Source organism: Vibrio sp. KUL78 (assembly GCF_059725505.1).
The window spans coordinates 573,102-596,775 of record NZ_AP045838.1; the positions used below are offsets into that span (position 1 = coordinate 573,102).

At 45.3% G+C, this 23,674-nt stretch carries 24 protein-coding genes and 1 pseudogene; 11 read left to right on the forward strand and 14 right to left on the reverse strand.

Annotation, left to right across the window (positions count from 1 at the left end; genetic code table 11):
• The first annotated feature begins 71 nt into the window (after positions 1–71).
• Positions 72–650: a TetR/AcrR family transcriptional regulator gene (locus AC6I8Y_RS19230; RefSeq protein ID WP_498022699.1), complete on the forward strand. Its 579-nt coding sequence runs from the start codon at positions 72–74 to the stop codon at positions 648–650.
• A 51-nt stretch (positions 651–701) separates the two neighbouring features.
• On the opposite strand, the gene gltS is transcribed toward AC6I8Y_RS19230, so the two are convergent.
• The 3 genes from gltS to AC6I8Y_RS19245 all read right to left on the reverse strand — a co-directional run bounded on the left by gltS (position 702) and on the right by AC6I8Y_RS19245 (position 4,399).
• Positions 702–1,928: a sodium/glutamate symporter gene (gene gltS / locus AC6I8Y_RS19235; RefSeq protein WP_498022700.1), complete on the reverse strand. Its 1,227-nt coding sequence runs from the start codon at positions 1,926–1,928 to the stop codon at positions 702–704.
• Between the two features lie 116 nt (positions 1,929–2,044).
• Positions 2,045–3,064, reverse strand: a complete 1,020-nt coding sequence (locus tag AC6I8Y_RS19240; RefSeq protein WP_498022701.1) for a tetratricopeptide repeat protein — start codon at positions 3,062–3,064, stop codon at positions 2,045–2,047.
• 9 nt (positions 3,065–3,073) lie between these two features.
• Positions 3,074–4,399: an anaerobic sulfatase maturase gene (locus AC6I8Y_RS19245; RefSeq protein ID WP_498023061.1), complete on the reverse strand. Its 1,326-nt coding sequence runs from the start codon at positions 4,397–4,399 to the stop codon at positions 3,074–3,076.
• Between the two features lie 215 nt (positions 4,400–4,614).
• Here AC6I8Y_RS19245 and AC6I8Y_RS19250 point away from each other — a divergent pair, with 215 nt between their 5' ends.
• From AC6I8Y_RS19250 to AC6I8Y_RS19275, 6 genes are all read left to right on the forward strand, one after another.
• Complete coding sequence (locus AC6I8Y_RS19250) at positions 4,615–5,424, forward strand: formylglycine-generating enzyme family protein (RefSeq protein WP_498022702.1); 810 nt, start codon at positions 4,615–4,617, stop codon at positions 5,422–5,424.
• 38 nt (positions 5,425–5,462) lie between these two features.
• A complete protein-coding gene (locus tag AC6I8Y_RS19255; RefSeq protein ID WP_498022703.1) occupies positions 5,463–7,193 on the forward strand; it encodes an alkaline phosphatase family protein in 1,731 nt (576 codons plus the stop codon).
• A 135-nt stretch (positions 7,194–7,328) separates the two neighbouring features.
• Positions 7,329–8,276, forward strand: coding sequence for a LysR family transcriptional regulator (locus AC6I8Y_RS19260; protein WP_498022704.1), 948 nt, complete (start codon positions 7,329–7,331; stop codon positions 8,274–8,276).
• A 446-nt stretch (positions 8,277–8,722) separates the two neighbouring features.
• A complete protein-coding gene (locus tag AC6I8Y_RS19265) occupies positions 8,723–10,189 on the forward strand; it encodes a methyl-accepting chemotaxis protein (protein ID WP_252017239.1) in 1,467 nt (488 codons plus the stop codon).
• Positions 10,190–10,297: 108 nt separating this feature from the next.
• A complete protein-coding gene (locus tag AC6I8Y_RS19270) occupies positions 10,298–11,440 on the forward strand; it encodes a porin (RefSeq protein WP_498022706.1) in 1,143 nt (380 codons plus the stop codon).
• A 9-nt stretch (positions 11,441–11,449) separates the two neighbouring features.
• Positions 11,450–11,860: a phosphate ABC transporter substrate-binding protein gene (locus AC6I8Y_RS19275; protein WP_498022707.1), complete on the forward strand. Its 411-nt coding sequence runs from the start codon at positions 11,450–11,452 to the stop codon at positions 11,858–11,860.
• 59 nt (positions 11,861–11,919) lie between these two features.
• Here the strand turns inward: AC6I8Y_RS19275 and AC6I8Y_RS19280 are convergent.
• The 3 genes and pseudogenes from AC6I8Y_RS19280 to aptA form a co-directional block, all read right to left on the reverse strand.
• Positions 11,920–12,659 (reverse strand): annotated as a pseudogene (locus tag AC6I8Y_RS19280) (glutamine amidotransferase-related protein).
• 7 nt (positions 12,660–12,666) lie between these two features.
• Complete coding sequence (locus AC6I8Y_RS19285; RefSeq protein ID WP_498022708.1) at positions 12,667–14,163, reverse strand: CoA-acylating methylmalonate-semialdehyde dehydrogenase; 1,497 nt, start codon at positions 14,161–14,163, stop codon at positions 12,667–12,669.
• A 5-nt stretch (positions 14,164–14,168) separates the two neighbouring features.
• Positions 14,169–15,506, reverse strand: a complete 1,338-nt coding sequence (aptA, locus tag AC6I8Y_RS19290; RefSeq protein WP_128650511.1) for an omega-aminotransferase AptA — start codon at positions 15,504–15,506, stop codon at positions 14,169–14,171.
• Positions 15,507–15,795: 289 nt separating this feature from the next.
• On the opposite strand from aptA, the gene AC6I8Y_RS19295 reads away from it, so the two are divergent.
• The gene (locus tag AC6I8Y_RS19295) at positions 15,796–16,344 is read left to right on the forward strand and encodes a cupin domain-containing protein (RefSeq protein WP_498022709.1); all 549 of its coding nucleotides are present in this window, start codon (positions 15,796–15,798) and stop codon (positions 16,342–16,344) included.
• A 14-nt stretch (positions 16,345–16,358) separates the two neighbouring features.
• Positions 16,359–17,846 (forward strand): aldehyde dehydrogenase, encoded by a 1,488-nt coding sequence (locus tag AC6I8Y_RS19300; RefSeq protein WP_498022710.1) that lies wholly within the window; start codon positions 16,359–16,361, stop codon positions 17,844–17,846.
• A gap of 99 nt (positions 17,847–17,945) precedes the next feature.
• On the opposite strand, the gene AC6I8Y_RS19305 is transcribed toward AC6I8Y_RS19300, so the two are convergent.
• From AC6I8Y_RS19305 to AC6I8Y_RS19340, 8 genes are all read right to left on the reverse strand, one after another.
• Positions 17,946–18,620, reverse strand: coding sequence for a M15 family metallopeptidase (locus AC6I8Y_RS19305; protein WP_498022711.1), 675 nt, complete (start codon positions 18,618–18,620; stop codon positions 17,946–17,948).
• A 48-nt stretch (positions 18,621–18,668) separates the two neighbouring features.
• Positions 18,669–19,160: a P-loop nucleotide/nucleoside kinase family protein gene (locus AC6I8Y_RS19310; protein ID WP_498022712.1), complete on the reverse strand. Its 492-nt coding sequence runs from the start codon at positions 19,158–19,160 to the stop codon at positions 18,669–18,671.
• A gap of 115 nt (positions 19,161–19,275) precedes the next feature.
• The gene (locus AC6I8Y_RS19315) at positions 19,276–19,752 is read right to left on the reverse strand and encodes a GNAT family N-acetyltransferase (protein ID WP_498022713.1); all 477 of its coding nucleotides are present in this window, start codon (positions 19,750–19,752) and stop codon (positions 19,276–19,278) included.
• A gap of 120 nt (positions 19,753–19,872) precedes the next feature.
• Entirely contained in the window at positions 19,873–20,046 is a 174-nt protein-coding gene (locus tag AC6I8Y_RS19320) for a hypothetical protein (RefSeq protein WP_498022714.1), read from the reverse strand.
• 99 nt (positions 20,047–20,145) lie between these two features.
• Entirely contained in the window at positions 20,146–20,553 is a 408-nt protein-coding gene (locus AC6I8Y_RS19325; RefSeq protein WP_498023062.1) for a bleomycin resistance protein, read from the reverse strand.
• Between the two features lie 36 nt (positions 20,554–20,589).
• Positions 20,590–21,105: a GNAT family N-acetyltransferase gene (locus tag AC6I8Y_RS19330; RefSeq protein ID WP_498022715.1), complete on the reverse strand. Its 516-nt coding sequence runs from the start codon at positions 21,103–21,105 to the stop codon at positions 20,590–20,592.
• A gap of 9 nt (positions 21,106–21,114) precedes the next feature.
• Positions 21,115–21,330, reverse strand: a complete 216-nt coding sequence (locus AC6I8Y_RS19335; protein ID WP_128650504.1) for a DUF3820 family protein — start codon at positions 21,328–21,330, stop codon at positions 21,115–21,117.
• Positions 21,331–21,462: 132 nt separating this feature from the next.
• On the reverse strand, positions 21,463–21,780 hold the full coding sequence (locus AC6I8Y_RS19340; protein WP_234496580.1) for a cupin domain-containing protein: 318 nt from the start codon (positions 21,778–21,780) through the stop codon (positions 21,463–21,465).
• A 299-nt stretch (positions 21,781–22,079) separates the two neighbouring features.
• On the opposite strand from AC6I8Y_RS19340, the gene AC6I8Y_RS19345 reads away from it, so the two are divergent.
• Together AC6I8Y_RS19345 and AC6I8Y_RS19350 are read left to right on the forward strand one after the other, a co-directional pair.
• Complete coding sequence (locus AC6I8Y_RS19345) at positions 22,080–22,697, forward strand: TfoX/Sxy family DNA transformation protein (RefSeq protein ID WP_394151235.1); 618 nt, start codon at positions 22,080–22,082, stop codon at positions 22,695–22,697.
• A 464-nt stretch (positions 22,698–23,161) separates the two neighbouring features.
• The gene (locus tag AC6I8Y_RS19350; RefSeq protein ID WP_498022716.1) at positions 23,162–23,668 is read left to right on the forward strand and encodes a hypothetical protein; all 507 of its coding nucleotides are present in this window, start codon (positions 23,162–23,164) and stop codon (positions 23,666–23,668) included.
• Positions 23,669–23,674: the final 6 nt, after the last annotated feature.

The window sequence follows — 23,674 nt, forward strand, 5'->3', positions numbered from 1 at the left end:
TGTTCAATATGCTTGTACAATACAAGCTGCAGTTTGGCAGTAACGAAATGAGCGTTTTATCTGGGGTTTGTATGGCAAGAAAAGCTAACTTTTGTAAACAAGAAAAGCTTGAGCAAGCGATGGCTCTGTTCTGGAGCAAGGGCTTTGCCAATACCTCCATTAACGACCTGACTGAAACGCTCGAGATCAACCGCTTTAGCTTGTACAACACCTTTGGTGATAAAGAGACTCTGTATTATCAAGCTCTCGACAACTACCTAAGTTCGATCTCCTTTCCTAAATTAGAGCCTTTGCGAGCTAGAGATGCGGGTATCGATACTCTAGAAACCTTCTTAGTAGGCTTTGCTGAAAAGCAAAAAGAGAATACGTGTGGCTGCTTTATTCAGAATGCCGTAGTCGAACATGCCGGCGAGAATCAAGAAGTCTTAAAGCGCAGCGATGCGCTATTCAACACCCTACAAACTGCAATAGTAGAAGCAATTAAGAGTGCCCAACACCAGTCCCAGATAAGCCTAAAACTAGATGCTGAGTCACTGGGACAGTTTGTCCTCTGCCAGATGCAAGGGATGCGAGTACTTGGCAAAGCAAAACGCTATCAAGAAATTGATACCGCCACACAGGTGCTGCTCCAATACTTAAAAAGCGCATAAAAAAAAAGACGCCTTTCTACGCGTCTTTTTCTTTCAAAACTCATTCTAGAACTAGGCGAGCACGCCCATAAAGTAAGGGATAATGAACGCGTTAGCCAAATCAATGAAGAATGCGCAAACCAGTGGAACCACAATAAAGGCTTGATGCGAGTTACCGTACTTTTGCGCTACTGCTGACATGTTTGCCATCGCCGTTGGTGTCGAGCCCAATGAGATGCCACCAAAGCCAGAACAAATAACCGCTGCATCATAATTTTTGCCCATCGCGGGGAAGATGATGAACAGGTTCACCAAAATAGCGACGATGAACTGGGCACCCAATATCGCAAAAATCGGTCCAGCCAAATCAACCAGCGTCCACAGCTGCATACTCATCAGGGACATTGCCAAGAAAGCACCCAGAGACATATCCGCAATCAAAGCGACTGCGGGTTTATTGGCAGGCCACGTAGTTCCTGTAATGCGCGGATAGTTGTGCGGTACGATGTTAGAAAGAATAATACCTGCGAACAGACACGTTACGAATAGCGGTAATTGAAGCCCAAGGTATTCAACACCCTCGTTAAGGAACACACCAACAATGATACAAGTGTGAATCGCCAGCATGGCATCTAGGAAGTCGTAAGAGGTAATTTTCGGCTCAGGTTTATCGTCGGCGACACCAACGTCTAAAGCTTGATCCTCAGCAGGCTTCAAGTCATGACGTTTAATTAGAAACTTAGCAATTGGACCACCCATGACACTTGCCAGTATCAAACCAAAGGTTGCACTCGCAATACCAATTTCCATCGCAGTATTCAGACCGAACTCTTCTTGGATCCTAGGAGCCCACGCGATTGCTGTACCATGACCGCCGATCAGTGAAACCGTACCACTCAATAGCCCCGCCACAGGCTCTAGACCAAATGCTGTCGCCACCGTAATACCCGTCAGGTTCTGTACAAGCATATAGCCAACCGTGATCACCAATAGAATGATAAGCGGCTTACCACCCTTCATTAGATCACCAAGGCTTGCATTAATACCAATCGTCGTAAAGAAATAGACCAGCAGCACGTCTCGAGCCATTAAATCAAACGACACTTCAAGAGACGTAGCCATGTGAAATAGAGCGAACAGTACCGAGAATACAATACCGCCTGAAACAGGCTCGGGGATACTAAACTCCTTTAGAAACCCCACCACCTGGTTAAGTCTGCGTCCGACAAATAGAACAATAATGCCCATCGTCACCGCTAGAAAAGAATCAATATGAATGACACCGTCTTCAATGATCATAAATCTACATCCTGTAACAAATTTCTAACTACAGGATGCCCTTAATCAGAACGCTATCCAACTCTTTTCTAATTAATTTTTTATTTTGTTACACATCGCTCAAAAAGCATTCGGCACTAGTTTTGAGCCTTTAGTTGTTCTATGACATAAGGAGGCGCAACATTTCCCAACTCCTCTAAACAGACATCTGCTTTAGGATGGTCATGGCGAACGTAAATGTCACACACTGCATAAAGCTGCTCTGGCGCCCCGGAAATTAGATACGCTTTTTCAAAAGAATCCGTCGCTTTTTCTACGTCCAAAGGCTCCTGTAATATTCCATTTAAATACCAGTAATAGCTGTTACTTGGCGATAGCGTCGTTGCTTTCTCAATCGCCACAGCGGCTTGTGCTTTTTCATCCATGCGGACCAAGGTTAGCGCTTTCGCGTATTGCAGCTGCCCTGACTTGGCGTTTTGCTCAATCGCTGTATTAAGTACGTCCAGCGCTCTTTGATCTTGAGACTGAGCTCGATAATTATCTGACAGACTCAAAGATGCTTGCGTAGATAATGAGGGTTCGGCAAGCAGTGTTTGATATAGTGCTTCGGCTTTATCCCATTCTTTGTGCCAACGGTAGACATCGGCTAACAGTAGCTGGCTGCGCTTTCCTGACTGCTTTGAAAGGTGCTCAATCGCCGTAGGATAATTCTTATTGATAGCTTCTTGCTGCAACTTCGTCATAGTTGAAAAGTCCGGAATTAAACTCACAACTGCAGCCACTTGTACCGCCTTTTCAGGGTCTGATAACAAAGGCGAGACTAACTTCCAACGGTACTCAAATTGGTAGGGCTTGGCACCAACGATGGCAGCCTCTCTAATATCCGCATTAGTATCCTTAAGCGATCTGGTCACTGCCACCAGCGCGTTTTGATTCGGATACTGGCTAAGCTCGTGTAACGCGTCCACGCGTCTCTCTGCACTCTCACTCTGATTTTGTGCTGTGTATGAAAGTCTTTGAATGCGCTGCTCGGTCGATTCAGACTGATTTTGAGTGGTGGTTGTTATTGGTGCTTGCTGTTGCGTGTCGGTTGCCAATGCAACTTGGCTCATTGAGGCAACAACTATGCCTGCTAGTACTAGTGGTCTCAATTTCATCGTTAGCTCCTAGAATTTTGGATTAAAACCCGCGCCTTGCGCTGAGTTTGCCGTGCGAATCATTTGGTCACTGTATTTCCCATGAGCCACTGGATTTCCCGTCGCACGGAGTATGTAAGCTAACGCCCTGTCAGCGTGAGAGAAGAACTTCTTCCAACCGGCGCAAAGGTAGTTAAGCCCAGGCTCACCACTGCGCGTTTTAATAAATCGGTTCTTTGGGCATTCACCATAACAAGCAAACTTATAGTCGCATTGTTGGCATTGACTCGTAAGAGTGCGTGATTTAGCAAAACCAAACTCTTGTTGTCGCTTGCTGTATGCCATCTCTTCAAGGCTATCTGTATCAATGTTACCGATTTTGTATTCTGGGTAGACGTAGTGGTCGCAGCTAAAGGCGTCACCATTTGGCTCCATCGCTAAGCCCTTGCCGCATAGCGAGCCTAGAGTACAAAGTGGGTTCTTGCGCCCCATCCATGTTTCGACGCTCGCCTCAAAATACTGAACAAAAACTTTGCCTATGTCCTTTTGCACCCACTCATCAAAAATCGCGATAAGAAAGTTGCCCCAGGCTTCGTCCGACACACACCAAGGTTCCATTATTGAGTTTGAGTTGCCCGGAATAAGACGCTTATCGCCTTGTCTTAACTGCTCGCTTGATAATCCTGTCTGCGGCGCGTCGGTACGAAACGTCTTTTGCTCCACAATAGGAATGAACTGCATTTGTGGTGAACGCACCTCATCACGAAGAAATCGATACACTTCTAACGGGTTCTTACTAGTTAGATTGTTCACACAAGTTAACGTCGCAAAACTCACGTTGTGTTTATGCAGCAGTTCGACCGCTTTCATCACTTGTTTATGCGTACCACGACCAGCGCGATTGGTTCGATAAGCATCATGCAGCATTTGAGGACCGTCGATACTTAAGCCTACCAAGAAGTTATGCTCTGCCAAAAACGCGCACCATTTCTCATCAAGTAGCGTGCCATTGGTTTGGAGGTCATTCGAGATTTTGACACCGGAAGGCTGATACTTCGCCTGTAACTCGACAATTTTCTTGAAGTAATCGAGACCAAGCATAGTCGGCTCGCCACCTTGCCAAGAGAAGATAATCTCAGGGGTGTTTTGTCCCTCAATATAATTCTTGATGTACTGCTCAAGCATCACTTCATCCATTTCTGGAGAGCAGCCTTTTTTGTACTCAAGTAGATCTTGTTTACTCAGGTAATAGCAATAGTTGCAATCGATGTTGCACACCGCACCAATCGGCTTTGCCATAACATGCATTCGTTTAGATGGTCTTCCTTGAAACTGTGGTCCTTGTGATAGCTGCATAGGTGACGACGTATTAGAAGAAGTTGAGCTCGCAGTAGACGAAGCTGACGATGTCGCATTAGCGCTCGAAACCATAGAAATAGACCTTTAATCGGATGAACAGGCTCAGTTTATCTCATGTACAAAGCGCGCTTCGTTATAGAGCATATAACTAAATGGAAAGTGCTCTGCGGTTACTATTTACTCGACTTAATTCATTAACAAGAGCACAGAGCATGAACGATCATCTAGAGGAAAAGCAGGCATGGAATGCGACCAAATTTTTAGCCGTTATCGCCATTATCGCATTGCCTATTTTACTCTCAGGATGCGCGACTCAACCTGACCACCCTATCGCACTCAAAATAGACAGCGACATGGTGCTCGTCGAAGGTGGTGAGTTCACTATGGGATCAGACGACCCAACGGCAGCTAAGTCAGAGCGCCCTGCTCATACAGTTATACTCGACAGCTTCTATCTGTCTAAATTTGAAGTCACACAAGAGCTGTTTGAATCCGTTATGGGTTCATCGATGAGCTTTTTTCCCGATCCAAACATTCCGGTGAACAACTTAAGCTGGCAGCAAGCCAACTACTTTGTTGAGAAGCTCAACGAGCTTACAGGCGAAAACTACCGCCTACCGACCGAGGCTGAATGGGAGTTCGCGGCCAAAGGTGGCAACCTATCCCAAGGCTTCACGTATGCAGGTTCAAACGATATTGATGATGTTGCTTGGTATGCTGGTAATGCAAACAACCAAGCTCACCCTGTGGGTCAAAAACAGCCTAACGAACTTGGTCTTTATGACATGACAGGTAATGTAGGCGAATTCGTTCAAGACGCCTTTGATGACGGCTTTTACAGACTCTCTCCAGTTGAAAACCCAAACAATGCCAAGCACTCAGATTCTGGGCTATCCCACAAGTCCGTTAGAGGTGGCAGCTTCGCGTATGACGCTGATGAATCTGAAAATTTCCGTCGTGACTTTGCAAGCCAATCTATAATTATGTCGGACATGGGACTGCGTCTTGCGAAGGACAAATAACACTAACTAACGATTTAATGTCATGGCAAGGATTCAATATGAAACAAAACTCTAGTCACAACGCGGCACCCCGACTTAGCACAAGCCTACTAGTGACAGCGTCACTTATAGGCGCCGTTTTTATCGCGCCGCAGGCATTCGCTGAGCAGTCAAAGCCTAAACTCGTGGTACAAATTACCGTCGATGGGCTTCGAGCTGACCTCATTGAGCGTTATAAGCACAACTTCTCTGAGGGTGGGTTTCGCTACCTCATAGATGAAGGTGTCTACTACAAAAATGCGCACTATCAACACGCAAACACAGAGACGATTGTTGGGCACGTATCCCTCGCGACAGGTGCTCCGCCATCGGTACACGGTATGGTAGGTAATGTATGGTTTGATCGCGGTCTTGATCGTCTTGTCTACAATGTTGAAGACCCTAATTACTCCATGCTAGCCACTGGGGCTGGCGTTGATAAATCGACCGAAATCGACCCAACCCAGAAGGCTGCGGCTGGCGATGGGCGCTCTCCTGAGCCAATCATGTCGACCACATTCAGTGACGAGCTGGTTATTTCAAATAATGGTCAGTCGCGTGTGTTTTCTGTTTCGGTGAAAGACCGTGGCGCTATTTCACTGGCAGGTCACAGTGGTAAAGCGTTTTGGTTTTCTAAGGCGCAATCTGAGTTTGTGACCAGTAATTACTATTACGATAGCAACCCAATGTGGGTAGACCGCTGGAACGAAAAAGCGATTCCTACTCGCTATTCAGGTCAGCGATGGGAGCTCACTCTTCCTAAAGAAGAGTATTCTCTGCAAGAGCGAGTACAAGATCAGAAAGTTGACTTGGGTGGGTTTGCTCGTACTTTCCCACACCCCTATGGTCCGGCATCCTACAAGTATTATTCAACCATGCTAACCGTCAGCCCTGCGGGTGATGAAATTACCGCTGATTTCGCTAAAACTCTAATGGCGCAAGAAAAGCTAGGAGCTGGAGAGGCAACAGACTATCTCGCGATCAGCTTCTCTTCGAACGATTATGTGGTTCACTTGTACGGCGCATCGAGCCTTGAGACTGAAGACAACTTGATCAGACTGGATAAAACGCTGGCTGACCTTTTCAAACACATCGACAACTCCGTTGGGCTTGATAACACCCTCATCGTACTATCTGCGGACCACGGCGTTCCAGAAGCAGCGCCAACTCTGAACACGCTTGGCTTCAGACAGCCATTTTACTTTAATAAGGACAACCTGCTTACAGAAACTCTAATGAGCAAACTCAAATCGCAGTTTGGTCTTGGTGAAGACATCATTAAGCTCTATGCCCAGCCCTACATCTACCTAGATCACGAACTCATCGCTGAGAAGAAAGTGTCACTAAGTGATGTGCAAAAACTCATCGCACAAGAGGTGATGAAGGTCGAAGGCGTTGCGGCAGCGGTAACAAGTGAAGATATTGCCAACAACCGCGTGGCAAATACTCGCGTCAATCAGCTCATTAGAAACAATTACCACCCTCTGCGCTCGGGCGACGTCTACATGGTGTTTGGACCACGAACCTATATCAATGATATGGACGGACTTACCATTGCCTCTACACATGGCTCTCCATGGAGATACGACACTCACGTGCCAATTATCTTCGCGGGCAACAAGCTCGAAGCGAAAACCGTGACAAGACCCGTTACGCCTTATGATATCGCTCCGACATTATCTGGCTATTTAAACGTCAGTACACCGAGTGGTGCGACGGGTGACATGCTAGAAGAAGTCGTAAAACACTAAAGTTACGATTGGGCACTCGACACGCAAAGTCGACGTGCCCTCTTTCCTTATCCCTTACCTTTAACTATTATGTAGACGAATCATCAAGTTAAAGCGCTATTACGATTAAGTGCTGTCTGCATAAGGTGTATCTCCATGTCTATCACTTCTCAACTAAGACTATTTGTCGATGTCGTGCAGCAAGGCTCATTCGCCAAAGCTGCCTCGCTGAATAGCATGGACAACTCCTCCCTTTCCAAACAGATAAAGAAGTTGGAAGAAAGTTTGGGTGTGCAGTTACTGAATCGATCGACCCGTTCCTTCTCGCTTACCTCAGCAGGAGAGGATATTCTGGCACAGACGTATCAGTTAATTGATACGCTCGATAACATTCAAAACATTGCGGATTCCTATCAATCCGAGCCTAAAGGGATGATTCGCATTGTTTCGGCGGTCTTTCTTGGTCAGCAATATATACAACCTGTCATTACGAGATTCATGCGCAAGTACCCTAACGTTCAAATCGTCTTGCACTTAGATGACAAACGCACTGACATTATAGCCGACCACTATGATGTTGCGATTCGTATGGGCAAACTCAACGACTCAAACCTGATCGCTAAGAAAATCGCCAATACTAACTTTGCAGTCATCGCTTCTAACTCCTTTGTTGAAGAGCACGGCCGGCCTCTAACGCCAGAAGCATTGGTAAAACTACCTGCTGTGATCTACAACAACGGCAACGTCTGTTTAGATACCTTCAAAATGAGTCATGATCGCAATAGCAAAGAGCTACGCTCCTACAAAATGCAAGGGAACTACAAAGTAAGCGATGTAAGAACCTTAATGGGCGCGGTTCGTGATGGCATTGGTTACTCAGTTATTGATTTATTCAATCTGGAAAAGCCTATCGATGAACTAGGGTTGGTTCCACTGCTAACCGACCATACGTTATCGACATTAGATACCGGCATTTACGCTATTTACCCTCATAGGAAACAGACGCTTCTTGTCTCTGAGTTTATTAATGAGGTTAAAGAATACATTGGCGAACCTGCGATTTGGGAAAGCTTTGTACCAGACTATCAACTTATGTACAAATAGTAGTTCGCATGTATCATTCAATAAGAATAGTCTGACAAAAATCGGTTCAAAAACCCATCACTCAAAAAAAACAATCAGTTACAACAAGCCTCCTTAAAGTACCTCATTATCAATAACTTAATAGATAAACCCTTCTATAAAACCTCTAAATATCCGTCTCATTTTTGAGACATTACATTTTTCCAATACCAGTTTCTTACGGCGTGAGAAATGTCATTTCTATTTTTCGATAATTAGATTTCCACCCCAATTTTTTCTGATAAATTACGCTCGATAAGAAAGGACTTTGTCAGAGAATAAATACTATGTTGTCTATAAAAAATAAAATTGCTTTGCTTGTCGTGCTTGCTGCGACCGGAGCGGTAAGTATATTTACCATTGGCAGTCAATCGCTTAAATCAAATACTACTCTAGTTTCAGAACTCAAGAATAGCTATTACCCTATTATGAGTTCTGCCACACTAAATAATGCCATTTTAAGTCAGCTGAGCGAGCGATTTAATCTATCAGTCACGCTTGGTGATTCTGAACTATTGCTGCTCAATAAAGAAACGTTTTCACAGTTAACGAAAAACTTCGACAAACAAAAGCAGCTTCAACCTTCACTTGCTCAACCTATCAATAGTCTTCAAACACTTGCGAAGCAGTACTTCGATGCGTCTTACGATATTGCTTATCGCATGATTGAAGGCACTATTGATCTGAGCTCAGCTGCCGATCTTGCAGCAAAAAACACCCAGATTCTAGAGACGTTAACTGAACGTATGGCTCAGTTTGAACAACAACGTTCCGATGAGTTTGAATCTTTGGTTGTTACTCTAGAAAACGAAAACAATAGCGCTCGTAGCACTATGTTAACCATCGGTAGTGCTGCGCTTATTCTAATAGCGTTGTTTGGTTTTGTTGTTGTTCACGGCATTCGTAAAGATCTTGCGAACATCAGCAGCAAGATGAAAGACATTGCCGAAGGCGACGGCGATCTAACAGTTCGTTTAGTGCACAACAAAAAGGATGAGCTCTCTGAACTAGCGGATTCGTTCAACAACTTTGTGCAGCAGCTACAGATGAACATTAATGCAACGATCGAAAACGTCAATGGTTTGGGTGGCATCGCATCTACCCTAGTTCAATCGTGCGAGGATTCAAACAAACTCACCACCAAGCAGCACCTAGCGGTGGACGAAGCGACAGAATCTCTATCGCAAATGTTTGAGGGCGCGCGCCACATTGCAGTCAATGCAAACGACACTGTATCGTCGGTGCAAAGTGCAAGTGTTCAAGCTCAACTGGCTGAAGAACAAGTCAATAGCACCATTCAATCTGTACACAACCTTACTGAGGATGTTCGCGCCGCTTCAGAAGTGGTTCGCGAGCTCGATACCAACGCACAAAGTGCCGGTTCCATTCTTGAATCTATCAGCTCTATCGCTGAGCAGACTAACCTACTGGCTCTTAACGCAGCGATTGAAGCGGCACGTGCTGGCGAGCAGGGTCGTGGCTTTGCTGTAGTAGCTGATGAAGTAAGAACGCTAGCATCTCGCACTCAAACCTCAACGCAGGAAATCCAGCGCGTTCTGCTGCAACTTCAAGAACAGACTCGAACTGCAGCGAACATCATTGCCGAGAGTGCAGAAAAAGCAGAAGCCTGTGTGGAACAGTCGCTAGTAGCGGAGCAGTCACTAAAACAGATCACAGCGGATGTTCTAGATATTAATCAGCGCAACGAGACCATCGCGAGTGCAACCGAAGAACAAGAAGCCTCGTCTTCTCGAATTCAGGAAGTGATTGGCGATATTTCTTCTATGGCTCGCGAGACTTCGGATTCAGTCGCCCACGTGAATCAAGTCGCGCTCGAAATCAACACTATCACACATAACCTTAGCCAGCTCACCGGACGCTTTAAGGTTAACTAACCCTAATTTCAACAACTTTTCAGCCTTGTCTTCCCAGCCCTTCATAGGGCATGGGCTAGAGAGGCTTTACCTAAAAAAAGAACAATATTTGTCTTTCTGGAGTTCATAATGAAAAAGACTTTGGTTGCTACTCTAGTTGCGCTTGCTTGCAGCGCAAACGCGGCAAGCTTGGATGACCTAAGAATCAGTGGTTTCGGCTCTGTCGGTATCGGCAAAGCGAACAATGATGCCGGTTATGCAGAATACACAAGCGAGCGTATCGATACTAAACAAGATACGATTGCAGGTATTCAATTTGACTTCGATATTAACGATAAAGCGAAGTTCACCACTCAACTAGTAGCGAATGGTCGCTACAACTTTGAGCCTTCAATCGAAGTTGCGTATCTTTCTTATCAGTTTGATGGTTTTACCGCTCGCGCAGGTAAAATGCGTACACCGCTATTTATGTACTCTGATTACCTGGATGTGGGTTACGCTTACCCTATGATTCGTCCTTCGCAAGAAGTATACGAGCACATCATTATCAATAGCTACACTGGTGCGGATTTGTTGATCCCATTCTCTATTGGTGAAACAACGCTTCAAATCCAACCATTCGCTGGCGTATCTCAGGTTGAAGAGCGCGACTCTACTTGGGGTGAAGTGGACCTAAACAATACCTTTGGTTTGACTGCTCACTGGTATGTAAATGACTTTACGTTCCGTGGCTCCTATGTACAGGCTCAAACTAACTACACAGCTTCTGAGTCACTTGGTGATCTCGCAAGCTTCGCTAACCATGTTCTAGACGACAAGAAAGCCACGTTCATTTCTGCGGGTGCTCAATACGATAACGGTAGTTTGCTTGCTGTTATCGAAGGTATGGACATGACATTAGAAGGTCGATTCTCTGATGTACAAGCTGTTTCTGGTTTAGCTGGCTACCGCATTGGTTCATGGACACCATACGTTGCGATGGGCTGGAACAAAACAACAGATAACGACGAACGCACATCACCAGTCGGATCAACGCCGACGGACATCGCTATCTTCATGGGTGAAAAAGCGCTTAATAACTTCGAGAGACTTTCCTACTCAATTGGTACTCGTTGGGACTTTGCTAAAAACATTGCGTTTAAAGCAGACGTTACCTATGCAGACTACAAAGGTACATCTGGTGGTCTTCCTGGCAACGTTGACCCAATGACAGCGAAGATCAAGTACTCAGATTCATTCGTTTACTCAGCATCTATCGACTTTGTATTCTAAGGAGCCACTATGAAAAAAATCGCTACACTGGCTCTAGTAAGCCTAATGTCATTTGCAGCTAACGCAGGTTATGTGGTTATTGGTAATCCTGCGGGCGTCGATACTATGTCTGATGCGGAAGTAAAGCAGCTGTTTTTGGGTAAAAAGACTCAACTTGCGAATGGACAACCAGCAAAGATCATCGAGCTAAACGATGGTAACGCAGACCGTATCGCTTTCCATGCGGCGACGACTGGTCGCTCAGAAGCGCAACTACAATCTGCTTGGTCTCGTCTAGTGTTCACAGGTAAAGCCGAGGCACCTACTCAGGTGGAGGACTATACGGCCGTAATCAATGCGGTTGCAGCGGACGCTAACGCTATTGGGTATGTTGATGAAAGCGCCGTCGATGGTTCAGTAAAAGTACTGATCAAATATTAACTGCACCACATACTAAAAAGGCAGGCTTTAAAGCCTGCCTTTGTTTTTCTAGTAATGACCTAGACGGCTTGTTGCAGTCGCTCTGAAGATCTACCTTGCTCCGCCATGACAAACAAATTGTCTATCCAGTGCAGGATTAGCGCAGAGTCCTGAGGCTGGTCTAAATCGACAAACGCTTGCTGATAATCCTGCGGCGTTATCAGATGCTTGCGTTTCTCAACCAACTTGAGCGTAAACGGCACACTAAATTCTGGGTGCCCTTGCACAGTGAACAAGTGATTATCTTTAACCAACATGAAGTTAGGGCAAAAATCATTACCTGCAATGACCTTGACACCTTTCGGTACTATGGTCACTTGGTCTTGGTGACTCACCAACAAACGAGCGCTATCAACCGATAGGTTCATCCATTTCTTTTGAGCACGCAATTGTACCTCGTAGCTTCCAAGTCCCCATCCTTTTTCAGACTTTTGAACCTTGCCACCCAATGCCCTTGCGATCAGTTGGTGTCCAAAACAGATACCAACCAAAGGCTTTCTTTGCGCTTCACAGCGAATCACCCAGTCAATCAACATCAGTATCCAAGGGTGGTCATCATAAGCATTATGAACACTGCCTGTGATGATGAAGCCGTGGCATTCGTCTAGCTTTGGCAACTCCCTTTTGTCGCATCGTAGTTTTGAAACGTAAATGCATTGTTTACCTCATACAAAGAGGTTTCGATCATATCCGCGTACTGACCATGATCATCTGACAAAGGAGGGTCAACGTGACCGCAGGTTAATATCCCTATCTTCATTTATCACCTATTTCATTGTAGGCATAACGAACTCACTCTCACGCTGCCCTTTAGGCCAACGCGCAGTGATGGTCTTCATACGAGTATAAAAACGCACGCCGTCGTTGCCGTGCACATTCAGCGGTCCAAAGATGGAACGCTTCCAACCACCGAAGCTATGAAACGCCATCGGTACAGGAATAGGTACGTTCACACCGACCATACCGATTTGTACTTTTTCAGAGAAGTCACGAGCCGTATCACCATCACGAGTAAAGATAGCCGTTCCGTTGCCAAACTCATGTTGATTAATAAGCTCAAGCGCCTCCTGATAGTCTTTAGCTCGAACCACTGAGAGAACAGGGCCAAAGATCTCTTCCTTATAGATGGTCATATCTGGCTTCACATCATCGAATAACGTACCACCAACAAAATAACCCGGAGCCCCCGTATCAATATCTCGACCATCAACCACTAAAGTAGCCCCTTGATCGACACCGCTTTGGATGTACTCTCTAACTTTATTCATATGTGGCTCACTGACTAGCGGCCCCATCTCATTCTCTGGCGATACACCTAAACCAGGGCCCACACGTAGCGCCTCAACTTTCTCTTTTAACGCCGCAACCAACTTATCTGCAGCCTCGTCACCGACTGCGACCGCGACAGAAATTGCCATACAGCGCTCACCAGCAGCGCCATACGCCGCGCCCATAATCGCATTAGTTGCACCTTCCAGATCTGCATCAGGCATAACAACAAGATGATTTTTTGCGCCGCCCAAGGCTTGTACGCGTTTGCCATGAGCACTGCCTTTTGAATAAATCGCCTCGGCTATTGGGGTTGAACCAACAAAGCTCACCGCCGCCACATCCTGTGCTTCTAGCAGTGCATCCACGACTTCTTTGTCGCCTTGTACAACGTTGAACACACCATCAGGTAAACCTGCTTCTTTTAGTAGCTTCGCCAACATAAGCGACGCACTTGGATCTTTCTCGGAAGGTTTTAGGATAAAACTATTACCACAAGCCAGTGCGACAGGAATCATCCATAGTGGCACCATGACAGGAAAGTTGAACGGCGTAATACCAACACACACACCAACAGGCTGCATCATGGAATAGCTGTCAATTTCACGTCCTACGTTAAGGGAATGCTCGCCTTTTAATAGGTGTGGAATTCCGCATGCAAACTCAACCACCTCTAGACCACGGGTGAGTTCACCTAATGCGTCACTGTGCACTTTTCCGTGCTCTGTCGAGATCAGCGTTGCCAGTTCATCAGCGTTTTCTTCAAGCAGTGCTTTAAAGCGGAACATCACGCGAGCTCTCTGTAGTGGTGGCGTCGCTTGCCAATCTACCTGAGCTTGTTTTGCTACTTCAACGGCATCGATTGCCTCTTGAGCACTAGATAGCTGAACCTGCCCTCTTAGCTCACCATTTGCTGGGTTAAAAAGGTCTGCACTGCGATTGCTGTTGCTCTCAACAATCTCGCCATTAATAAAGTTTGATACCAAAACTGACATAGGTTTTATTCCTTGTATTCAATATTTTGTAGAACGTCGGCAATAAGTGTAAATAGGTCATCAATATGCTGCTTCTCGATAATCAGCGGTGGTGACAGCGCAATAATGTCGCCAGTCACTCGAATCAACGCCCCTTTCTCGAAACATTTGGTGAAGACTTGGTACGCACGAGAGCCTGGTTTGCCTGCGATACCTTCAAGCTCAATACCCGCAATCAGACCGTAGTTGCGCAGATCTTTAACATGTGGCAAGCCCTTCAAGCTGTGTACCGCTTGCTGCCAGTAATCAGCAAGGTCAGCAGCTCTGGAGTAAAGGTTTTCGTTGCGATAGATATCCAGCGTTGCAAGCCCTGCTGCTGCCGCTACAGGGTGACCTGAATAGGTATAACCGTGGAAAAGTTCAATGGCTTGGCTATCAGGCGATACCATAGCTTGATAGATGTCGTCGCTAACAAATACCGCTCCCATTGGGATCGCGCCATTGGTTAACCCTTTCGCTGTCGTGATGATGTCAGGTTTCACATCAAATTCTTGAGCGGCAAATGGACTGCCGATACGACCAAACCCTGTAATCACTTCATCGAAGATAAGCAAGATACCGTTTTGAGTACAAATCTCTCGAAGACGCTTCAAGTAACCTTTTGGCGGCAGAATAACGCCTGTAGACCCCGCAATAGGCTCTACGATCACGGCCGCTATATTGCTTGCATCATGCAGCGTGACAATATTATTTAAGCTTTCTGCCCAACCAGGGTCATAGTCTGGTAACCCTTTACTAAAGGCACTGTTTTCGATACTTAATGTATGAGGAAGGTGGTCGACTCCCGTGAGCAGACTACCGAACGTTTTACGATTGTTGACGATCCCGCCTACTGAGATACCGCCAAAACCAACGCCATGATAACCACGCTCGCGACCAATTAGACGAGTTCGCGTGCCCTGACCGATCGCTCTCTGATAAGCCAGCGCAATTTTTAGCGCAGTATCGACTGATTCAGACCCCGAGTTAGTAAAGAACACTCGATTGAGACCGGAAGGTGCGATCTCAGCCAACGATTCGGCAAGTTTAAACGGCAGGGGATGCCCCATTTGAAATGTCGGAGCAAAATCTAAAGTGTGAATTTGACTCGCGACGGCCTCACTTATCTCATGTCGTCCATGCCCCGCATTACAACACCATAGACCTGCGGTGCCATCTAAGATCTTTCTTTTGTCTTCAGAGGTGTAATACATCCCCTCCGCCGACACCAACATCCTTGGTGACGCTTTAAACTGCGAGTTTGCCGTAAACGGCATCCAAAATGCGTCCATATTATTTGCTGACTCATTACCTAGCGAGTCCATGCTTCTTTCGTTCCCGTTATGCATAGTGCACCCCAACGCTCTTTTTAAAGGCCGTATTCTTCAAGGCAACCACTCAGCCTTGGTCGTTTCTTTTACTAAACACCACTAAACACTCAGACTGCACAATGTAAATGTGATGTTATTAAATATTAAACAAAAATGACTATAGATCGTTCTTTTTAGGTGTGCAATGATTAAATTATAAACATTTACTGGTTTTTTGTGTTTAGTAAGCTAGGATTGTGTTTAGTTTAATAATCACTTTGACTTTTCAGGGAGCATTCATTCCATGGAAATGGAGATTGGACCAAGATTTAAAGCTCTGCGAGAACGCGCAGGACTCTCTCAGCGTGAGTTGGCAAAGCGTGCAGGCGTGACGAACGGCTTTATCTCTCAAATTGAGAGTAATGCGGTTAGCCCGTCCGTCGCCTCTCTTAGTAAGCTGCTGAGCAAAATCCCCTCTTCAATGGCCGAGTTTTTCGCTATTGATGAGCCTCAGCCTGAACAGTTTTATACTCGTCGCCAAGAGCAACCAGAGATTGGCCGAGGTAAAATCAGCTACAAACAGGTGGGGCACTATCATGAAGATCGTCACATCGGCATGTTAAGAGAAACGCTATCCCCTGGCGCAGATACAGGTAAAGAGATGCTAGTTCACGAGGGACAAGAGTGCGGTGTGATAGTACAAGGCGAGCTAGAACTCACTGTCGATGATCAAATAACCGTATTACTGGAGGGCGACAGCTACTACTTTGACAGTCAGCGCCCTCATCGATTCAGAAACACAACCGATGCTGATTGCGTTATCGTCAGCGCTAACTCCCCGGCAAGCTTTTAAGGAAAGGAAATCACATGGACAATATTACGTGGCACGACAAAGCAGAAGCCTTGAGCTTTCGCACTCAGGCATTTATCAATGGGCATTTTGTCAATTCGGTTTCCGGCGATACATTCGAGATCATTAACCCTGCAACCGGGCACTCGCTCGCACATGTTGCGCGTTGTACCCAAGAAGATGTGGACATTGCAGTGGAAGCGGCTCGACTCGCATTTGAAAGCCGCGTTTGGTGTGGTCTTCCACCAGCGAAACGCAAAAGTATTCTGCTGAACTACGCTAAGCTCATCGACGAACACAAAGAAGACTTCGCTCTGCTTGAGAGCTTAGACATGGGAAAACCGATTTCAGATGCAATGGGATATGACGCACCGGCAACCGCACGCTGCATACAGTGGAATGCCGAAGCCATAGACAAAGTGTACGACGAAGTCGCCCCTGTCACAGAAGATGCGTTGGCTCTAGTCACCCGCGAAGCACTTGGCGTCGTTGCAGCGATTGTGCCGTGGAACTTTCCGACTGTCATGGCGGCGTGGAAAATTGGTCCTGCTCTAGCAACAGGTAACTCAGTCATCGTAAAACCTTCTGAGAAGTCTCCGTTAACGGCCATCCTTCTTGCCGATCTTGCCAAGCAGGCGGGCATTCCCGATGGTGTATTCCAAGTTCTCCCAGGGTTTGGTCATGAAGCAGGACAAGCATTGGCGCTTCATAACGATGTTGACTGCATCACCTTCACAGGCTCTACAGCAGTCGGCAAAAAGCTGCTGTCCTTCGCTGGAGAGTCTAATCTCAAACGTGCCTTTATGGAGTGCGGCGGTAAGAGCCCTCATATTGTTCATCATGACGTCAAAGATATGGAAAAGGCTGCCGCAACTGCTGCTTCAGCGATTTGTTACAACCAAGGCGAAGTCTGTACGGCTGGCTCTCGTTTGCTTGTCCACTCTTCAATCAAGGAAGAGTTTACTGCGCTGCTTCTTAAATACATGGCGAAATGGCAACCTAATGATCCGCTCCTAGAAGAGACTCGCGTTGGAGCTATCGTCGACGCTTCACAATACGAACGCGTACTTAGTTATATTGATATTGGTAAGAATGAAGGCGCAACACTCGCATTTGGTGGTGAGCCAACAATGACACAGACTGATGGTTACTTTATTCAGCCCGCGGTGTTTACCGACGTCACTCCAGACATGAGAATCTTCCAAGAGGAGATCTTTGGACCCGTCCTATGCGTTACCACATTTGATTCCATTGAAGAAGCTATCAAGCTTGCTAACGACAGCGACTATGGACTCGCCGCAGGCGTATGGACCTCAGATATTTCAACAGCCGTTCGCTGCTCTAGAGCGCTAAGAGCTGGCACTGTCTTCGTCAATAACTGGGACGGAGGTGACATGACAATGCCGTTTGGGGGTTATAAACAGAGTGGTAATGGTCGAGATAAATCACTTCATGCACTGCATAAATACACGGAAGTAAAATCGACTTGGATTGAGCTGGATTAGTATTAATATAGCTAACTATTATAAGCATTAACGCAAAAAGGTGCTCCCATCGAGCACCTTTTTTTAGCCATTTTCTTGGTTGCTGATTGAGGCGTGAGCTTATATAGAGTTACTTGTGCTCGCATACATTGCATAAGCTTCATGTTTAATGAAAGCCCAATATTGATCCCCAAAAGAAAAATGCCACCACTCTCTCGAATAATTCACGAATCCCGCTTTGGACATAATAGAAAACAACATTGCTCTATTTTTCGCTGCTTGCGAGGATAAATTGGCAGCGTTTGTCTCACACAAAGAGGGTGGGACATGTATCCAGTCTTTTATCTCCATACCAAAGTCTATGACTTTGCCTTCGCCATCTACGATTTCTACATCAACCGCCCCACCGGTGCTATGCGGTGGCGACAAGGACTCCCCTTCAAACGTCTTTGTGGGTGCGACCAGACAAGCGGCGGCTTTGTAGGTCTCCCGCTCTGAATAATCTGGATTGCTCGATGCAACTCTCATTAATTGCTCTTGGAATAGTGTCTCTTGAAACTCTGGCGAACGATAGCCTTCGTAAAGCCTTAGTGTCAGACCCGACGGAAGCTCTTTTTGTGCAATGAGGAGCCTTTCTAAAACTCCTCTTCGGACAAAATGGTAACTATCTTTCGTTTCATTACACTCAGGTGGAGGACCATAAGCAAGGTGCCCTTTTACTGACAAGAGGTCTTCGAGACAGTCTTTAATAGGAATAGCGGTAACAAGGGAAGATGAAATATCTATATGGATCAAAGTCGGTTGAACTCCATTTTATTGGTCTTCTGAAAGTCCATTCTCAATTTAATTGGCATAGATAATGTTGATACCCTGCTCTTCGCTGGTGGGGACCTCAAAGTACTGTGTCACATGATGAAATACAGCTTCCGTATCGAACTGGGCGCGCTCTGGTTGCTCAACGCTTCTCTTTTTTATCTGCGCTAAGCACTGCTCATCAGTAACATCTAGGTAGTGGATCTCATGCTTGCAACCGACTTCCTCACTTAGAGCGATAAACCAAGCACGCTGTTTGATCGTGTTTGCTGGGAAGTCCATGACTACGTTTACTCCGAGATTCAGCAGCTTTATCACATGTTTTCTGACGAATGGTTTAATTAGGTTTGAGTGAGCAATATAGTCTTCAAACGAGTTTATTTGCGTAGGATAGTGGGCTGCTAACCATTCATCTTCGGAAAGGTAGATCGCGCCTTCTGTCGCAGCAAGAGATTTAGCTAGGGTGGTTTTTCCTGCTCCCATTTTGCCGCAAAAACAGGTCAAGATGCCTTTGTTTTTCATATCTAACCTCCTGTCAAACTCACACTATATCCAATTGAAACTATGTCAAAGATAAACACAAAACTGAGGTTAGTTCTAGCTGTTGGCAATCTATTGTTATTGTTTGAGTAGAGGGTCAGAACTTGGCCACCATCTCCAAAGCAACCCAATATCGACCAAAGATTTTCTCAGAGCTTTTTTCTGAAGAGGCTACTTGAAACCCAAGTGATTGATAGAGAGATTTGGCGGCTTCATTATGGTCGAAAACACATAGGCTGAACTCTGAGCAGTTAGTCGCTAACTTCGCTTCTTTGATGAGTAAGCTAACCATCTCTTTTGCCAATCCTCTTCCTTTGAAAGGATCAAGGATCAATACTCGGCAAATCCTGCACAGAGTGTCACTCGCGCGACGAAATTCGATGAAACCGGCGACCTCGCCTTCTACTAGGAAGAGAAACGGGAAAATATCGGGCTTTCCACAATGGTTGGAAATCTGTTCTATAGTCAGCGGAAAATCGTAGGTCGGCCCACCCCATTGATAATTCAAATCAGGTGAAGATATCCAAGCTATCAAATCTTGATAGCTTGTGGGGGTGAAAGGTACAAGTTCCATCTTCGTCCCTATAACTACGCGCCGTTTCTGCGGCGTACTTCTTTCTTATAACTGGACTCTCGGTACAACCAAAGCGCACAATTCGCTACAAGCATAAGACCTGCAAACAACCCAAAGTTATTAATCTGACTCAGTAAAAAAGACCGCAATGCCGTCTTCTCCAATCGATGAGTATTGAAAGACGATACTGAAAATCATATAAAAAAGCACTGCGGCAAACGTACTTTTGGCGATCCACTTTAGAAAGCCTTGTTCACGCTTTTGGTGCCAAATTTGGAATACTTTGTCGTTCATATTTCTGCCCTGTTTGGTTGGTCGATACGTGTCATCGCTGGAACAATTTTTCTACCATAACAGATTTTGTCATACAAATTAACAGCACAAGCAACCGCTTCACTGTACGTCCTCACAAAACCTGAAAAGATACCCATCCGGGCTTTGCACGATAAACTGTTCCTGAGTAACGAGTTGACCACTCACTTGATAAGACTTTGCTTCTAAGGGCAGGAAAATAGCCTCGCTACATATTGATTGGACTCTCGAATAGAGAACATTGATACCCTTTACATCCCATTGAAAGTTGATACCTCGACCGAACGGCGGTTTAAGCTCTCCTGTCAGCCATTTACGAGAGTTTCCTTCTACTCCCTCTAGCATCAAATCTAACCCTTCTCGCGTTAGATAGACAAACTGCTCCTCTGGACGTTGGTACTTGATACTAAAACCTAAAATATCGACAAAAAATATTATGTTTTCATCGAGATTTTGGACATATAACTCTGGAACTATTTTCACCGAGATGACTTCCCTGTTTAACTATGGAACACGAGCAACTGCCTAGGCTTTCGGTCGTTTAATCTTATACTCGTAAAAAACCACACCACTTTCACTGTCTGCTCGCTCTACAAAACCTAACTTCCTTAGCAAGTTAGCTGACGCAACGTTTGACTTTTCAACACCGCCAATCAGTTTTAGCCAAGACTCTTTGATAACGACTTCTTCGATAAAACTTTGTAATAGCTCACTGGCCAGTCCTTTGCCCCAATATTGTTCAGAGAGTAAATAGCCTATGTGTGCGTCAGTTCCATTCTCTACAAAAACGAACAGAAAGCCGATTAATTCACCTTTCTCTGATCTTACTTGAAACAAACGGCTCTCTTGCAACATACTTTCAAGCCAAGCTTGTGCCGATTCTCGGGACGTAATTCCATGAAAATATGGAGGCAAGTTTTCAACAACAAGAGGGGTTAAAATATTCGGAACCTGTTCAAGCAGCTCATTGCGCTCCACTAGAGTAAGATCAGATAAGACTTCTACCACTTTCAATCTTTGGGTTTCAAATGATACTCTCATAAAGCCTAGTTACATTCTCTTCAAGGGCTTAACTACGCTATCTAAGCCTTCAATTTTTAGTGCCAAGCATAACTTAAGCAACTCCCCTAACTCACCATCCGGGAAGCCCTTTTTATCAAACCAAAGTAAATACTCCTCGGGTAGGTCAATTAAAACTCGTCCGGCATACTTACCAAATGGCATTTGCATTCGGGCGAGCTTTACTAAATTTTCTTTTTGCAGCATTGCGTTACCTTTATTCGCCACCGTGTGTCCTAGGCGCTCGACCCACCAATCGATGGCGTCCTTCGCATCATCGAGGGAGTCTATCATAGTGGTAAAGTCTTTGTTTCCAGTTCGTGATTCGATAGCTGTAACTTAATAAAAAATAGCCAACCAAATCGTAGTCGCACCTGAAACCGTTGATTTTACGCGATGTTTAACGTGAGCTGGGATGTTAACGTAATCGCCGACATCAAGAGTAATGGTCTGTCCATCTTCATACTCAAGAACACCCTGCCCTTGGAGCACGGCAACCCACTCATTTTCAGCTTGGTCATACCATTCACCGTCGGGTGTTGAGTGACCATCGGAGAGAATCCGCTCTACTCGAATGTTTGACGTCTTAACTATATCTTCAAATAGCTCATCAGGTAGTTGGTTCGGAATATTGGTAAATAGATTCCCTAACTGCATTGAAATTCTCCTCGATAATTACGTAGAAGTATACGCTACGAAGAAGCGAAACACCTACTTTCCAACTCTTTCAGATAGGAGCCTTTGTTACTGAATTAAAAACAAATTGTTTGGCCTGAAGACTTCCCAATAATGTGGCAGCGAGTAGAGAAAAACAGCAAAGGTCTGACCCTTAACTGAATTCCATCTCTCATTAATTTGTAACTCATGTTCAAGTTGGAATGATTAATGCTAGGTCTATCACAGATTTGTTTTAAATTTGTCGATTATGGACGCGTTAAGCATTCAAGGAGAGAGATATGATGTTGGAAACTTTTGTAGAGTCTATCGAGGCGCATACGACACTAGACGACATTACCATTCGTTCTGTTTTTGGGGGTAAAGGGGTTCTGTCAGGTGGGGTTATGTTTGCACTAATAAAGGGCGACGAGGTCTACCTTAGGGCAAGCAGTGAGAGTTTAAAGCAAGAATTCATCGATTCTGGTTGTACGCCTTATGAGTTTAACTGGCGAGCTCACTCCAGAAACTACCCTAGCCTCTCTAACTACTATTCAGTGCCAGACTCAATTAGCCATAGTAAAAAGCAGATCGCTTCTTTGTGTGAAGAAGTATGGACTGCAGGTCTGAAAGAAAAAATTAAGAAAGAGACACCAACTCGTATCAAAGATCTGCCAAACATGCAGTACAAAACCGAACGCATGCTTCGAAAAGCGGGGATCACATCGATTGATGAGCTGCGAGAGCAAGGACCCGTTAACGCATACAAGGCAGTTTGCGTCAGCCAAGAGAAGCATCCTGGCGTCAACCTATTATTTTGTATTGCTGGCGCGCTTGAAGGGATTCACTGGACCATTTTGCCTGAGCTAAAAAGACAATCTCTAACGCATGAAGTCGGTTCAGACTATCTTGCCCATTAAAAAAAAAGCCCTGCTGTAATCCACAGCAGGGCAAACATCAATACAATGTTGGATGTGTGTGTTCAATTGAAAGTGGACAGAACAACTAAATCACGAGATTGATTAAACCATGTGAGTGGAGCATGTAATAGCTGAGATGTTTATCATTTCATGATGCTTTGTATCTAAGTGTGGCAATGGGCTAATTTCCCACCAAAATTCGCTACTGAGAAGAAAAACACAGCCTCGTAACAAGCATGTTAGTAACATTGCTCTAATAGGTGCCCCCTATTCCCACGCGCTGCACCATTGGGTTCCATTATGTACGCCGATTGATTTTTAAACACCAATTGATAATTCACGCACTACCTACGACCTCCTAAAAGATAACCCTATGGTTGGCAAAAACGTGGTAGTGACCCAGTCATCAACTCTCTATAGACTCCGCGCCCAAACTTCTTACAAACACCCTATGAGAGTTAATCATGAATCAAGTATTCAATTCAGCGCACATGACGAAAACGCTAATGCTCACGGTCTGGATCGTAGCAGGCACGGTTATCCTTCAAAAACTTGGCATCCACGATAAGTGGCCTGCGTTTTTGGCGCTAATTTTCTTCTTTGAAGCGAAATTCGACCTATCAAAGCTTAAAAACATCTTTGCTGCAGGTATTGTTGGTATCGCAATGGGTATGTTGATTCCAGCGACACTGAGCACGCTTGCTCCAATGGTTGGCGGCGAAAACGCGTTCTATATCTATGTCGCGGGCGTTGTACTAGTCACCATCGGTATGGGTCCAATTGCCCACTTTGCATTCAGCTACATTACATTTGCTTATGTAGTAATGTGTATCCTTCACAAAGACCATGTTGTTGAGCATGGTTTCTCTTGGATGGCGGTAGCGTTACTGGGTGGTGCAATGTACATCGCAGGTGTAACAGCAATTGCTAAATTCTTAGAAAAGCGCGCATTAACAGCACAGCAAGCTTAAGAAAAA